This window comes from Blautia sp. ZXY-1-B12, assembly GCF_056339915.1.
In genome coordinates, this window is record NZ_JBWJVP010000223.1 from 1 (window position 1) to 13,871 (window position 13,871).

A 13,871-nucleotide genomic window follows, 5' to 3' on the forward strand; every position below is an offset into this window, starting at 1 on the left:
TTTTTCTTAAGTATCTCTAACAATGACACTGCTTCTGAAATTGAATATCCCTTTCCTGATGGTATATAGGTCTTAATTGATTCTTCCAACCCTTCTGATGAAATAGAATCTATTCTAAATTTATCGAGAATATCTTTCTTATTATTAAAATAAATGGTATCAACACATTTTTTTAACACTTCTGCATTACTTATCCCAATTCCTTTTATTAATCCTCGAATATGATCTCCATCAATATGTGTAACAAAAATATCAACCTTTTCATTTCTTTCAGCTATATTTTCTATTATTGAAGCAATGTCTCCTCCATTGGATTCTACGCCTCCATCAATTATTATATTATGTCTTGTTCCCTCTTTTTTTCCATATCTAACCCAAAGACAATCTCCCTCATTTGCTGGAAGTAAATAAACATCTACCATAATAATATGCCTTTCCTTATCATATTCATAATAATTCATTAAAATCTTTTGCATAATTGTATGCTTCTTTCATACATGTAGCTTCTTTTATATAATCTATATATCGTTTTCGATAATAATCCATTACCCTATACTCAATCACATCTTTCATCTGCTCTGCTAACACAGAATTCTTTATAATTTCTTTCATTTCATCCCTTAATACCAGCGCTGAATCTTCCCTTTTCAAAAAAAATCCTTTTCCTGATTTCACTAAGAAGTTCACTGGCATCTTAATAATCCTTTTAATATGATCTTTATCCGAAATTTTGCAGTACTGCTCATATGTAATCCCTGTATCCAGATCTTTCCAGTTCGTTCCTGTAGAGAAGAATTCTTTCCAACTTGCCAAAAGTTCTGTTTCTGTCACTTCCATTCTTACATCACCATGATTATAGAAAGCCATCAGTACTGGCATTTTGTATACCTTGGTCATATTGGTGTTTTCCAGCAGTTTTATAAATTCTTTTCCTATTCCCTGGAAGAAAGTTTTTTGTTCATCTGTAAGTTCATTTAATTCATTCAGATATTCCAGATACTTTTTAAATGGATTCTCACTTGAACGTGCAATTGCCTTCTGATAAACGTCATCATCCATATATGTAAATAAATCCATTCTGGATGGTTGTTTGCCGAGTAATTCTTTTACTCTGAAATATTCTTTTTTTATCTGATCTTTAAGTGATTGTTGTTTCTTGTCCATTTCTGCAAACAAATCAATTAATTTCATATCAAAATCAACAAAACAATCATCCGGATAATCTGTTTTATCTGCTGGAGAATAGGTTTGTTTCTCTGCTTTACTTTTTCCTGTCAGTAAGTATCTGACTCTTCCTGCCTTTTCGTAATTGCCGATGAAGTCCAGGACATTGAGATATTCTTTTCCTTTACTTCTCCGCAATCCTCTTCCAAGTTGCTGCAGGAATACTATTGGAGATTCCGTCGGACGGAGAAACATTACCATATCTACAGAGGGAATATCTACGCCTTCGTTGAACATATCCACCGAAAAGACGACTTTGATTTTTCCACTTTCCAATTTCTCAATTGCTTCTGTTCTGTCCATGGAGAATTCTCCATTTGCATTACTGTAAACTGCTGCTGATGGGATTCCTCTTCTGCTGAATTCCTTTGCCATTTCTTCTGCATGTTTTCTGGAACAGCAGAAGCCTAATGCCTGTTTTGAACCATATTTACAGTAATATTTGTAAATCAGATCATGTCTGTAAGCATTTCCTATGTATGTTTTGTTCAGTTCTTCTTCCGCATATTTTCCTCTGACTATATGCAGTTTGGTATAGTCTGTCTCGTCGTAGATTCCGTAATAGTGAAATGGAACCAGCATTCCTTTATTGATGCCATCTTTTAATGAAATCTCATACGGCACATTATAATCACAGATTTCATATATATTTTTGCCATCCATTCTCTCAGGTGTTGCTGTCAGTCCGAGGAGAAATTGGGGTTTAAAATACTCTACGATTTTTCTGTACTGATCATTGACTGCATGATGGAATTCGTCGATTACTACGTAGTTGAAGTAATCCGGTGCAAAGTATTTTTCATTCAGGTATTCTGATTTTCCGAGAGTTGCTACTGAAGCAAAGATAACTGATTTATCCGTGCATTTCTCATCTCCTGTAAAGAATCCATAATCCTCCGAATTTCTTACATTTCGGAAAGAATCTGCCGCCTGTTTCAGGATTTCCTCTCTGTGTGCAACAAATAAAACCTTTTCATATGGTTTGGAATCAAATGCTGCCAGATAAGTTTTTCCGATACCCGTTGCAGCCTGGATGAGCGCTTTCTTTGCTCCTTCTGCTCTTGTATCTTCCAATGCACAGAGTGCTTCAATCTGTGCCCCTCTTGGTTCATACATTGTTTTAATTTTAGTATCTTCTGTATCCTGTTCAAAGTCATATTTGTCAAGATCTTTTGCAACTGCAGGACGATGCCAGTTCTGGGAATATCTCTTTAATTCTTTATCATCGATTATGATGGAATGGTTTTCAAACAAGTCTTCAAATGTATAAAAAAATTCAGCATAGTTTTCTGGATCTTTTTTGCTGCTAAAACGGTAGTTCCATTCTATTCCTGAAGTCAGTGCACTTCTTGAAATATTGGACGATCCAATGTAAAGTTCACTATGGTCTGCATAATGGAATATGTAAGACTTTGGATGAAAAGAACGGCCTTTTTCGCAGTAAAATCTAAGATCAACTCTGTCACCGAGTTTTCTTTTAATCAGATATAGTGCAGACGGCTGGGTTATTCCGAGATAATTTCCTGTCAGGATTCGGATTTTGGCTCCGCGTTTCAGGGTGTTTTCCAGTTCCTGAAGAAGCATTTTTACTCCTGATTCCATAAGGAATGAAACAATGATATCAACGCTTTCTGCTTTCTTCATACTCTGGATTAACTGATAATATAATTGTCTTCTTTTATCAGGTCCGCCGGTCATGGCATCTGTGGAATATTCATTTTCATATCCGATGTTCATTTTTTCTGCATAATTAAGTTCAGCCATTTTTCCTCACCTCTTCCCGGTCGGACATCTCCTGTGATCCAGTGTTCTTCTATTTGCAGATTGTGTATCTCCTGTACAAAATCCGCAAATGTGTCTATTGTAAAATCTGTAAAGTATCGTCCGTTTCGCTCTCCCTCATACTCTCCATATTTGAAAGAAGTATAAATCCGTCCACCAGGTTTCAACGCTGTGAGCATTTTCTTGAAAACCTCTTTTAGTTCTTTTTTCGGTAAATGAAGAATGGAAGCACAAGCCCATATGCCGTCGTATTTCTCATTCACTTTCAGTTCCTGAAACAGCATCTGTCTAACTTTGATTCCAGTATGTTTACTCGCAATCTGGCATAACTGTTCGGAACCGTCTATTGCCTCTACCAGATAGCCTTGGTCCAAAAAATATTTCGTGTCCCTTCCTGCGCCGCAACCAAAATCGAGTATATATGCTCCCGGATTAAGCTTTTGCAAAAATTTGTCCTGCATTTCTGTAAACTCTACGGAAACAGTTCCAGACGCAAAGGACTGTGCATTTTCGTTATAGTAATTTAAAGTCTTATTCATTATTTTTATCCAATTTCCAAATGTCTCTTCAGACATTATTTCTCTTTTATATTCTTTACTGCCTAAGTCATCTGATAAAGCTAACTACTTTACGTCATATTATACAATTTTTCGACATAAACGGCAACAATTTTCGTTCGACATTACCTATTATATTCAATTCACTGTAATACAAAAAGAGACATACCTTCTACCTCTGATATGTCCCTTTCTTTCTAAGCAATTCTTGTTACTTTATTATTCAGTTTTAATATTTATGCTTCCGCGTCCATCTCCGCCTTAATCTCATCCTCGCAGTCTGCCATTGCCTGCAGTGTCATAGTGAGCAGCTTCTGCAGTTCCCAGCCAAGTTGTTCGGCTCCTCGCTCGATGACTTCTCTGGAGCATCCTGCTGCGAAGCCCTTGCTTTTATATTTCTTCTTGAGGGATTTGAGTTCCATGTCTTTTGTGCTTTTGGATGGTCTCATAAGTGCTGCTGCCCAGATAAGTCCTGTAAGTTCGTCTGCTGCAAAGAGTACTTTTTCCATTTCGTGTTCCGGTGCTACGTCAATAGTTGCGCCACATCCTACTGTGATGCCGTAACCGTGGGATACAACTGAATGGATCACGTCTTCGCCTACACCTGCTTCGCGGAGCATTTCCGGAGCTTTCAGACAGTGTTCTTCCGGATATAGTTCAAAGTCGATGTCGTGGAGGAGCCCTACAATTCCCCAGTATTCTGCATCTTCGCCATAGCCAAGTTCACTGGCATACCATTTCATTACTGCTTCTACAGTCAGAGCATGCTGAATGTGGAATGGATCCTTGTTGTATTTTTTTAATAATGTAAATGCCTCGTCTCGTGTTATTGTCTTCATTTGTCACTCCTCATATCTGAATTATCAGGTGGATCAAATCATCCGCTTTACTGCTTGTTTATAACTGAATAACTGCTCTGCAGTTTATCTGTCAATCTGGATCTGACATGCTTCCATTGCTTTCAGTGCATTCTCATGACTTTCCGGTGTTACGCCTGCGCAACATTTAGCGTCTACGATGATCGGAACTTCCGGGAGAGATGCTTTAACCAGAAGTGCATTGGAAATAACACAGATGTCTGTGCATAAACCTACGAAGGTGATACTTTCAATTCCCTGATCTTCATCTAACATCTGTAATTCTCCTGCCAGAGTTGTGGAACCGAAAGTTTCTTTATCAATGGGTTCTGTTTTTCTGAGTGCATCTAATTCGCTTCGGATCTGCCATCCTTCGGTGTCACGGATACAGTGCGGTACAGGAAGCTTCTTTCCTTCCTGAGTGTCAAGATAGTAAGTCTCATGGGTGTCTCTGGTAAAAAGAACAACTCCATCAAAATTTTCGATTTTCTCTTTTACACCAGGTACAATGGCAACTGCCTCTTTTGTTCCAAGAGCTCCGTCGATGAAGTCATTCTGCATGTCTACAACTACTAATACCTTCTGCATATTTCCTTCCCTTTCGTTCTTTCTGCACATTTTTTCAGATAATGCTATAAAATCTCTGGAAACGTATGCTGTTATTATTTGTTATTACTATACAACGACAAAGTGTTTTTGTACAGGCAAAAGTGCCTGTTTTACTATAGCAATTCCATAAAATATCAATCATCTATTTTGTAGTATATTTCTCAAATCTATACTTTTGTTTAATATCCGGATATTTGTCTCTGTCTACTTCACTCATAAACATATCATAGGGTCTGGCGCAGATTTTGAAAGGTGCGTAGAGCGCCTGGTAAATCATCAGTTTTTCACCATTTTCTGTATGATGGGCTACTGCAAGGACTTTATAGAGATATTCGGAAGTATCCGGGGATACCCATTCTCTTTTGAAATGCTGTACAATGTCGCCTGCATGGATATCGTGTTCCGGTGGTTCCGATGTGTTTTCATTTTCTGCGCTGTCAGGTTCTTCTGGTTCTGTGTTGAGTTCCATATATTCTTCTTTATCAAGGGAAACCGGGATTCCGGAACGGCCATTGATGTGGACGCCGCCATACCAGGTACCTGTGACCTCACAAATATCGCCTACTTCGTATTCCATGCTACAGTCATTATTTTTCTTTATGATTCTGATCTTTGCCATTTTATCATCTCCTAGCATATAGTTCTTATTTCATGCAACCAGAAAAACACTCTAACACGTTAGATTATATTCTCCAGCAAGTTCTTCATTTAAAACAACCACCTCAACGCCCCATATTTTTCTGACCTTAAGCAATCTGGCTCTTAATTCTGCCAATGGCCCGGCTAGCCACGTAATATCTTCTGCGTTTTTCCTGATTCTGGTATAACGCTCACTTTAATGCCACCCCGATTTCTTCTCGATACAACTGACGGAATGTATCCATAATTGCATTATGTTCCAACAATTCAAATTCCGGTGCTATCTCACATAATACTTTGTTGTTTTCATTTTTATATAAGGAAATGTACTGCAGTTTACTGTCCTGTCTCCGCTTTACTTCAATATATTTAGATAAAAAATAGTCATGTGTAGAAACAAAAATCTGTACACCTTCTGTCTCCAGCATGATCAACAATTCAGCCAGCACCGGAATATATTTCGGATTGATATTTGCTTCTGGCTCGTCCCAAAACAAAACGGATCCCTTCTCCAGTGTCCCGTTTTTTATCAACTGCCATAAAAGAGCAATTTTACGTAATCCTTCTGCTACCAAATTAAATTCTAACTTTGCCTGTGTACCAGGTTTTAAATAAAAACGATCCTCATGCAATGTTACTTTCCCATTACTGATTTTCTGTAAAATATCCAGATATTTTTTCCTTACAGTTGAATCCACTCCTCTGGAAATATCAATTTTGGCAGCCGCAATAATATCCAGATACGTATCATCAAATTCCACATTTCCCATTTTTACTGCAGCATCCAGATTCCAGGCATTTGATAAAATCTCTTTTGCCGGAATAAATACGCTTGTGAGATCAGACATCTGCTTTTCCCATTTCTCTTCTGAATTAATCTCTGCATCCCATTTTCGTGTCTTGGTTGAAAATGTCATTCCTATTTTGGCAGTATCAGATTCCACAGAAACCATGGCTTTATTGCTTCCACTCTTTCCTCTGTTTACCAGACGTCCAATTCCAGACTGATCAGGACGAAATAACATAGTTGTTTTCTGTGAAAAAGACACATCATGTTTGGAAGCCTGACATGCTGCATAGGCTAATTTCATAATATGAGTCTTTCCCACACCATTTTCACCAACTAATACATTTAATCCTTCACAAAAAGGAATCTTTATATCTTCAAATACCGTAAAATTCTCTGCTGCAATCTTTGTTAATGGCATTTCCATCACCTCAATATTTCCATTTTTATAAATCAGTTCATTATATCTGTCGCACGACAATATAAAGTAACTTCTATAATAATTTTATATTATAACACATATAAATATGTCAAACAGCTATTTTATTCAATATAATATTGTAAAATCTGAAAGCTTGTAAAAGGCTATAATTATCACTTCCAGTTCTTCCATATCTCCGGCTGATATCCTACTGTCGCCTGTTTTCCGTTTCTTACCACAGGGACTTTGATGATACTCTGGTTTTCGAGGATTTTCTCTGCTTTGTCTTCCTCTGCGATATAAGTGATCAATGCCAGCAGGTCTTTATCCTTGCAGTCAGTATCTATCAGCTTGTTATAACCACCAACTGCCTGGCAGACAGACTGGAATTCACCTTTACTTAAGCCTTTTTCTTTCATATCTATAAACTGATATTTAATTCCCCGTTCTTTGAAGTAGCGTTCTGCTTTCTTGCTGTCAAAGCTTTTCTTTGTACCAAAAATCTGTATATTCATAATCTAATACTTTCTCCCGTTTTCCATAGAATTGTTGTTCCTGTTCATTTTTAATTTTCGTCCATTTCACAGTTTTTTCAAATTCTCACCACATATTTCTCACATTTTCCGGTTATATTATTACTTGTACAGAGCAAAGAGTAATTGCAAATAAAACTTTTTCTTTTTCATACTTTTGCCGGGAATCGATGAGGTTCCCGGCCTCCTTCTTTTATTCCGTTATTTTTATTCCGTTATTTTTTATTCCGTTAGATTTTCTTTTTAATATGGTTATAGATGTTCAGTCCTTTTGTCTGTCCGTATTTGGAAATGATAGATCTGTAAATCTGCTGTTTTCTGTTTTTGTCTTCTGCATTTTTCTCCACAGTTGTAGAAACATAGTTTACTACTTCCTTTGGCATGCCTGCTTTGTCGAGAACCAATACCAGTTCCTGCTGTAATTTCTTTGTTCCGGCATTCATGTCAATTATCTTTTGTTTTGGCTTTTTTGTATTCTGATTCTCTGATTGTTTGACAGACTGTTTTTTCAGGTTGTTCATCCAACTGTTTTTCTGTTTTCTGACCGGATTGTTCGGTCATCTGTCCGTCTTTTTACTTTACCGGTCTGTTTTTTTTACCTGTTTCCTTGTATGCACCTGTTTTCCGGAAATCTTCTCATTTTCTGGAGACTTTCACATCTTTTTCTGTTTTCCAGAACTCTATAATATGGTCAAATCCTGTATCCTTACTGATTACAACAATTTTACATTCTTCATCCTGACCTGCACACTCTTTTCCTATCAGGTATCCCAGATAAGAGCCCAGATGCATATCTGCTGACTGATTTCCTGTTGGTACTTTATGTGTGATCAGTTTTGACTCTCCGTGATCATTGATAATATCAAGGTCTATTTTTCTGCTGTTATCTGTATAAAATAGATGGATAATATCTGTTTCCCGTAATTTTTCGCATCCTTTGAAGCCTTCACTTCCTACATTTTCATAATCAATTAAATAATAAGTTTTGATAATCTTCATCCTCTCTTTATTTGTTAATGTTCACTCCGTTCACAGTAACCTTTATTTTTCTCTGCTGTATAATACTCTGTCATTTTTCAGCCGGATAATTCTTTCCTATTTTAACATGCATCTTTCTTCGGCACAACCACATAGTGGCAGCTCTCCTGGTTAGTATTTCCTGGTTGTCTTTCCTGCCTGTTCCAGTCAGACAGAATATTATCATATCCACGAATAGTATTCCCATATTGCCGCCATAATAAATTTACATACCTTTTGTGAAAAATGACGGTTTTTTCATCAAATTTGAGTTGATAAATCTTTAACAAATTTCAAAAAAAGGCAAAAATCCTGTTGATTTTAAGCGTTAAATATGTATAATAGTAAAAGAGAAGCGATACCCATTCGCTTTTATGGTAAGGTATCTTAAGCCTGTTTAAACAGGCGCTTTCATTAACGAAGAAAAGAGGTTAAACGTAAGATGGCAAAAATCGATTTAAGCAAGTATGGCATTACCGGAACTACAGAAATTGTCTACAACCCTTCTTATGAAGTATTATTTGAAGAAGAAACCAAACCGGAACTGGAAGGCTTTGAAAAAGGTCAGGTCAGCGAACTTGGTGCAGTTAACGTTATGACAGGTATCTACACAGGACGTTCTCCTAAAGATAAATATATCGTTATGGATGAGAACTCCAAAGATACAGTATGGTGGACAACAGACGAATACAAAAACGATAACCATCCTGCAACTCAGGAAGCATGGAATGCAGTAAAAGAAATCGCTAAAAAAGAGCTCTCCAACAAGAGACTTTTCGTAGTAGATGCATTCTGCGGTGCTAACAAAGATACTCGTATGGCTATCCGTTTCATCGTTGAAGTTGCTTGGCAGGCACATTTCGTAACAAATATGTTCATCCAGCCAACAGCTGAAGAACTTGAAAACTTCGAGCCAGATTTCGTTGTATACAACGCTTCCAAAGCTAAAGTTGAAAACTATAAGGAATTAGGCCTTAACTCTGAAACAGCTGTAATGTTCAACATCACAACTAAAGAGCAGGTTATCGTAAACACATGGTACGGCGGAGAAATGAAGAAAGGTATGTTCTCTATGATGAACTACTTCCTTCCACTTAAAGGCATGGCTTCCATGCACTGCTCTGCAAACACAGATATGAACGGCGAAAACACAGCTATCTTCTTCGGTCTTTCCGGAACAGGTAAAACAACTCTTTCCACAGACCCGAAACGTCTCCTGATCGGTGATGACGAGCATGGCTGGGATGACAACGGCGTATTCAACTTCGAAGGCGGATGCTACGCTAAAGTTATCAACCTTGACAAAGAATCTGAGCCGGACATCTACAATGCAATCAAACGTAACGCTCTTCTTGAGAACGTAACACTTGATGCTGAAGGCAAGATTGATTTCGCAGATAAGAGTGTAACAGAGAATACTCGTGTATCTTATCCGATCAACCACATTGAAAACATCGTTCGCCCGATTTCTTCTGCACCGGCAGCTAAGAACGTAATCTTCCTGTCCGCAGATGCTTTCGGAGTACTTCCTCCAGTATCTATCCTGACAGAAGCTCAGACTCAGTACTATTTCCTGTCTGGATTCACAGCTAAACTTGCTGGTACAGAGCGTGGAATCACAGAGCCTACACCTACATTCTCTGCTTGCTTCGGACAGGCATTCCTTGAACTGCATCCGACAAAATACGCAGCAGAACTTGTTAAGAAAATGGAAAAGAGCGGAGCAAAAGCTTACCTGGTTAACACAGGATGGAACGGAACAGGAAAACGTATCTCCATCAAAGATACTCGTGGTATCATCGATGCAATCCTTAACGGAGATATCCTTAACGCTCCTACTAAGAAGATCCCATTCTTCGATTTCGAAGTTCCAACAGAGCTTAACGGCGTAGACACAGGTATCCTTGATCCTCGTGACACATATGCTGACGCTTCTGAATGGGAAGTAAAAGCTAAAGATCTTGCTGGAAGATTCATCAAGAACTTTGCTAAATACGAAGGAAACGCTGCTGGTAAAGCACTTGTTGCAGCTGGTCCTCAGTTATAATTATAATTGCTGAATTAAAGTTAATTATAATTAAATTATAATTTTATTGTCCAAATGAGTACGAAAGGGATGCGAGTAATTCGCATCCCTTTTTCATGTTGTTTCGGTGGTCAAGCGGATATTCGCAATCCGCTTCGCTACAGGGCTCTGAGTTTTTCTGCCACTTTCTCATATGCGGGTATCGGAACGTGATATTCTTCTCCCATTCTTACTACTTCGTAAACTAATCCGTCAATTTCGGACTGTTTTCCTGCCATGATATCCCGCTGCATGGAAGTGGTTGCTTCCGGTGCGAGGTTGGAAAGGATTTTTAAATTTACTTCTGCCATATCTTTCTGGAAAGGAACTCCCATGGCTTCTGCAAGTGCTGCGATTTCTTTTATCATGGTCTTAAAAAGTTCTCTGGCTTCGCCTTCTTTCTGGAAATCTGCGGCAGTTGCGTGGTAATAGAGTCCTGCTGCCCCGATCGGGGATACATAGGAAAATTTCTCCAGTGCTTCACGGCGGATGTTTTCCGAAAGAGTCCCGTCGATATGACTGTCACAGAGGTCTTTCTGAATCTCTTTCAGTTCCGGTCGGAATTCTGCTTTGTCTCTTACGCCGAATACAATGTGCAGGATCTGTCCATGCTGGAGAAGTTTTCCCGGTTCTTTAATGTTGGCAGAAACATAGATGCAGCCGTCCGTTACCAGAAGATCCGGCAATTCTTTCTGCATTTTTCCACCTGTTCCATATATATTCAACACTGGAATTACGATAGTATTTTTCCTGGCAATGCGTTTGATAAACGGAATCGTTTCCTGTAAGGAATAGCCTTTTACGCAGACAAAAATTACGTCCGGATGCTCTGCATAATGCTCCATATCTGTAGCAGGAATGCTTATGTTTTCCTCTGTTTTATCCCACATTTTCTCCAATGTAAGACCCTGTTTCTGGATCTTTTTCAGGTGTTCGCCTCTCGCGATCAGGGTTACGTCCTTGCCTGCTTTTTTCATATAATATCCGGTAACACCACCGGTTCCTCCGGCTCCAATGATTAAGTATTTCATATTTATTTTCTGCCCCGCTTTCATTGTTTTGATTCTTATATCATAGCACAATTACAATTTTTCTTCAGTATATTTTATGCATTACGCTGACATAATTTTGCATTGACAGTTTATTTTTTGCCCTGTAATATCAATGGTATCAATATCAGAATATATTACGCAGGAAAAGTATTAAGATGGAACGATATCTGGAATTTAGAATAGATGAACAAACTACAGAACTTAAAATGGAAGCATTTCTGAAAAAGAATGCAGGACTTACAAAACGGCAGATCAGCCAGGCGAAGTTTCGACCGGACGGGATTACCAGAAACGGAGTTCGCTGTCGTGTAACTGAGACAATATATCCAGGCGATGTGATCTGCGTTTGTCTGGAGGAAGCCGGGACTGCTTCTGCGCATCTTGAAAATTATAATGACGGAATCAGAAGTAAGGATTTGTCGGATTTCCATTCCAACAGAGCTTCAGCTCCAGTTTCCGAAACTTCTTTTTCTCTGAATATTTTATATGAAGATACGGATATTCTGGCAGTTGATAAACCGGCAGGAATGGTTACGCATCCGACGGGAATGCATTATACAGACAGCCTCTCCAATCTTGTTGCCGGTTACTTTCGAGAGAAAAATGAACAGGTCTGTGTCCGCCCGGTGGGGCGGCTGGATCAGGAGACTTCCGGGATTGTGGTTTTTGCCCAAAATCAGGTAGCAGCTTCAAGGCTTCAATCTGTAAAATCTCCATGCAAAATTCACAAGCAATATCTTGCCGCTGTATCCGGTACTTTGCCTGTAGATATGCCTGGTGTCTGGCATACCTTCAGATTTACCGCTGATGCAGGACCCGGAGAATCATCTGAAAATGAAAACTGCTGCTGATCTTTCCTTACATTCATCTGCATTATCGGGAAAAATCAAAACAGCAGTTACTCATTATCATACTCTTTTTTCCAGTCAGGACTGGTCGCTTATCACACTTAAGCTGGATACCGGACGTACCCACCAGATCCGTGTCCATATGGCATCCACAGGACATCCTTTGCTTGGAGATACTCTTTATCATTCAGACGATAAAATATCTTCCTGTGCTTCCTTTTCCAGGGCAGCCCTTCATGCATGGAAAGTTTCTTTTCAGCATCCTTTCAGAGATGAAATGCTCCTTCTGGAAGCACCATTACCTTTCGATTTTCGTGAACTGGTTTCACTTTCAGGGTCTGATCTGTTGTCTATTTAAGCTTCAAGTTCTTTGATCAGATTTACCATTTCAATGGCACTGAGTGCACAGTCATAGCCTTTATTTCCTGCTTTTGTACCTGCGCGTTCAATTGCCTGCTCGATGTTTTCTGTGGTAAGTACTCCGAATAATACCGGAACTCCTGTTTCCAGTGATACTGATGCAATCCCTTTGGAAACCTCATTGCATACATAATCATAATGACTGGTATTTCCACGAATCACAGCACCTACGCAGATAACCGCATCATACTTTCCACTTTTTGCCATTTTAGACGCGATCAGTGGGATTTCAAAAGCACCTGGTACCCACGCTACCTGGATGTCCTCTTCTTTTACATTGTGACGTGTCAGCCCATCCATGGCACCACTTACCAGCTTGGAAGTTATAAATTCATTGAAGCGGGCTGCTACAATTCCTACTTTCATTCCATCTGATACTAATTTTCCTTCTAATGTTTTCATTTTTTCTGGTCCTTTCATCTGTAAATTTATATTTTTTAACCTGTACAGGTTTTTATATACGGTAAATTTTATTTTCGGGAACGTTATCGTTATATATGAAAATCCCCGCTGTATTTAATACTTCAGAATATGTCCCATTCGTAATTGTTTTGTCTTAAGATAACGCAGATCATACGCTGTGGCATTCATCTGTATCGGAACTCTCTGTTTGATCCTGATTCCAAATTCTTCCAACTGATAAACTTTATCCGGGTTATTTGTCAGCAGCCGCAGCTCTTTTACCCCAAGATTTCTCAGAATCTGCGCACCAATGTAGTATTCTCTTTCGTCTCCGGCAAATCCAAGTGCCAGATTTGCTTCCAGTGTATCCATTCCCTGTTCCTGAAGTTCATAGGCACGAAGTTTATTGATCAGTCCGATTCCTCTTCCTTCCTGTCTCATATAAAGGAGTATCCCTCTGCCTTCTTCCTCAATCTGGGCCATCGCCGCTGCAAACTGCTGTCCGCAGTCACAACGCTGTGATCCAAAAACGTCTCCTGTCAGGCACTCTGAATGCACACGGCACAGGACGTTTTCTCCATCTCCGATTTCACCTTTTACCAGTGCTACATGATGTTCCCCATTCAGGCGGTTTACAAATCCATACGCCATAAACTCT

General features: G+C 38.9%; 16 protein-coding genes. 3 read left to right on the forward strand and 13 right to left on the reverse strand.

What is annotated here, in order from left to right; all coding sequences use genetic code 11:
• The 10 genes from AC075L_RS14695 to AC075L_RS14740 all read right to left on the reverse strand — a co-directional run.
• Positions 1-476: MBL fold metallo-hydrolase (locus AC075L_RS14695; protein ID WP_476387856.1), on the reverse strand; the 476-nt coding region annotated here is incomplete at its 3' end.
• Positions 448-2,988 (reverse strand): DEAD/DEAH box helicase family protein, encoded by a 2,541-nt coding sequence (locus AC075L_RS14700; RefSeq protein WP_118585644.1) that lies wholly within the window; start codon positions 2,986-2,988, stop codon positions 448-450. The genes AC075L_RS14700 and AC075L_RS14695, both read right to left, overlap by 29 nt.
• The gene (locus tag AC075L_RS14705; RefSeq protein ID WP_119243985.1) at positions 2,958-3,545 is read right to left on the reverse strand and encodes a class I SAM-dependent methyltransferase; all 588 of its coding nucleotides are present in this window, start codon (positions 3,543-3,545) and stop codon (positions 2,958-2,960) included. The genes AC075L_RS14700 and AC075L_RS14705 overlap by 31 nt, the downstream gene beginning before the upstream one ends.
• A gap of 254 nt (positions 3,546-3,799) precedes the next feature.
• On the reverse strand, positions 3,800-4,402 hold the full coding sequence (locus AC075L_RS14710; protein ID WP_118611684.1) for an HDIG domain-containing metalloprotein: 603 nt from the start codon (positions 4,400-4,402) through the stop codon (positions 3,800-3,802).
• 84 nt (positions 4,403-4,486) lie between these two features.
• Positions 4,487-5,008 carry a cysteine hydrolase family protein gene (locus AC075L_RS14715; RefSeq protein ID WP_118611686.1) on the reverse strand — a complete coding sequence of 174 codons (522 nt, stop codon included), beginning with the start codon at positions 5,006-5,008 and terminating at the stop codon, positions 4,487-4,489.
• 163 nt (positions 5,009-5,171) lie between these two features.
• Positions 5,172-5,648, reverse strand: coding sequence for a DUF1653 domain-containing protein (locus AC075L_RS14720; protein WP_118611685.1), 477 nt, complete (start codon positions 5,646-5,648; stop codon positions 5,172-5,174).
• A 211-nt stretch (positions 5,649-5,859) separates the two neighbouring features.
• Complete coding sequence (locus AC075L_RS14725; RefSeq protein WP_020994060.1) at positions 5,860-6,876, reverse strand: AAA family ATPase; 1,017 nt, start codon at positions 6,874-6,876, stop codon at positions 5,860-5,862.
• A 173-nt stretch (positions 6,877-7,049) separates the two neighbouring features.
• Positions 7,050-7,391 (reverse strand): arsenate reductase family protein, encoded by a 342-nt coding sequence (locus tag AC075L_RS14730; protein WP_118633031.1) that lies wholly within the window; start codon positions 7,389-7,391, stop codon positions 7,050-7,052.
• Positions 7,392-7,639: 248 nt separating this feature from the next.
• Complete coding sequence (locus tag AC075L_RS14735) at positions 7,640-7,930, reverse strand: hypothetical protein (RefSeq protein WP_476387857.1); 291 nt, start codon at positions 7,928-7,930, stop codon at positions 7,640-7,642.
• A 115-nt stretch (positions 7,931-8,045) separates the two neighbouring features.
• On the reverse strand, positions 8,046-8,408 hold the full coding sequence (locus AC075L_RS14740) for a PIN domain-containing protein (RefSeq protein WP_476387858.1): 363 nt from the start codon (positions 8,406-8,408) through the stop codon (positions 8,046-8,048).
• A gap of 460 nt (positions 8,409-8,868) precedes the next feature.
• Between AC075L_RS14740 and pckA the strand changes: the two genes are divergently transcribed.
• Complete coding sequence (pckA, locus tag AC075L_RS14745; protein ID WP_055052467.1) at positions 8,869-10,473, forward strand: phosphoenolpyruvate carboxykinase (ATP); 1,605 nt, start codon at positions 8,869-8,871, stop codon at positions 10,471-10,473.
• Between the two features lie 137 nt (positions 10,474-10,610).
• On the opposite strand, the gene AC075L_RS14750 is transcribed toward pckA, so the two are convergent.
• Positions 10,611-11,522, reverse strand: a complete 912-nt coding sequence (locus AC075L_RS14750; protein ID WP_182437654.1) for a ketopantoate reductase family protein — start codon at positions 11,520-11,522, stop codon at positions 10,611-10,613.
• Between the two features lie 176 nt (positions 11,523-11,698).
• Between AC075L_RS14750 and AC075L_RS14755 the strand changes: the two genes are divergently transcribed.
• Both AC075L_RS14755 and AC075L_RS14760 read left to right on the forward strand, forming a co-directional pair.
• Positions 11,699-12,394: a pseudouridine synthase gene (locus AC075L_RS14755; RefSeq protein WP_476387859.1), complete on the forward strand. Its 696-nt coding sequence runs from the start codon at positions 11,699-11,701 to the stop codon at positions 12,392-12,394.
• Positions 12,378-12,749 (forward strand): pseudouridine synthase, encoded by a 372-nt coding sequence (locus tag AC075L_RS14760; protein WP_476387860.1) that lies wholly within the window; start codon positions 12,378-12,380, stop codon positions 12,747-12,749. Before AC075L_RS14755 ends, AC075L_RS14760 begins: the two co-directional genes overlap by 17 nt.
• Here the strand turns inward: AC075L_RS14760 and ribH are convergent.
• Together ribH and ribA are read right to left on the reverse strand one after the other, a co-directional pair.
• A complete protein-coding gene (gene ribH / locus AC075L_RS14765; RefSeq protein ID WP_025579513.1) occupies positions 12,746-13,213 on the reverse strand; it encodes a 6,7-dimethyl-8-ribityllumazine synthase in 468 nt (155 codons plus the stop codon). The two genes, AC075L_RS14760 and ribH, sit on opposite strands and share 4 nt — an antisense overlap.
• 114 nt (positions 13,214-13,327) lie before the next feature.
• Positions 13,328-13,871, reverse strand: a 544-nt coding sequence (gene ribA / locus AC075L_RS14770; protein WP_476387861.1) for a GTP cyclohydrolase II, incomplete at its 5' end; no start/stop codon positions are given.

Bases quoted from the DNA above. Each gene is read 5' to 3' on its own strand.
- AC075L_RS14755 (WP_476387859.1), top strand. From the start codon at position 11,699: ATGGAACGATATCTGGAATTTAGAATAGATGAACAAACTACAGAACTT.
- AC075L_RS14720 (WP_118611685.1), bottom strand. From the start codon at position 5,648: ATGGCAAAGATCAGAATCATAAAGAAAAATAATGACTGTAGCATGGAA.
- AC075L_RS14715 (WP_118611686.1), bottom strand. From the start codon at position 5,008: ATGCAGAAGGTATTAGTAGTTGTAGACATGCAGAATGACTTCATCGAC.
- ribH (WP_025579513.1), bottom strand. From the start codon at position 13,213: ATGAAAACATTAGAAGGAAAATTAGTATCAGATGGAATGAAAGTAGGA.
- AC075L_RS14740 (WP_476387858.1), bottom strand. From the start codon at position 8,408: ATGAAGATTATCAAAACTTATTATTTAATTGATTATGAAAATGTAGGA.
- AC075L_RS14760 (WP_476387860.1), top strand. From the start codon at position 12,378: ATGAAAACTGCTGCTGATCTTTCCTTACATTCATCTGCATTATCGGGA.
- AC075L_RS14735 (WP_476387857.1), bottom strand. From the start codon at position 7,930: ATGAACAACCTGAAAAAACAGTCTGTCAAACAATCAGAGAATCAGAAT.
- AC075L_RS14710 (WP_118611684.1), bottom strand. From the start codon at position 4,402: ATGAAGACAATAACACGAGACGAGGCATTTACATTATTAAAAAAATAC.
- AC075L_RS14705 (WP_119243985.1), bottom strand. From the start codon at position 3,545: ATGAATAAGACTTTAAATTACTATAACGAAAATGCACAGTCCTTTGCG.
- AC075L_RS14725 (WP_020994060.1), bottom strand. From the start codon at position 6,876: ATGCCATTAACAAAGATTGCAGCAGAGAATTTTACGGTATTTGAAGAT.
- AC075L_RS14730 (WP_118633031.1), bottom strand. From the start codon at position 7,391: ATGAATATACAGATTTTTGGTACAAAGAAAAGCTTTGACAGCAAGAAA.
- AC075L_RS14700 (WP_118585644.1), bottom strand. From the start codon at position 2,988: ATGGCTGAACTTAATTATGCAGAAAAAATGAACATCGGATATGAAAAT.
- pckA (WP_055052467.1), top strand. From the start codon at position 8,869: ATGGCAAAAATCGATTTAAGCAAGTATGGCATTACCGGAACTACAGAA.
- AC075L_RS14750 (WP_182437654.1), bottom strand. From the start codon at position 11,522: ATGAAATACTTAATCATTGGAGCCGGAGGAACCGGTGGTGTTACCGGA.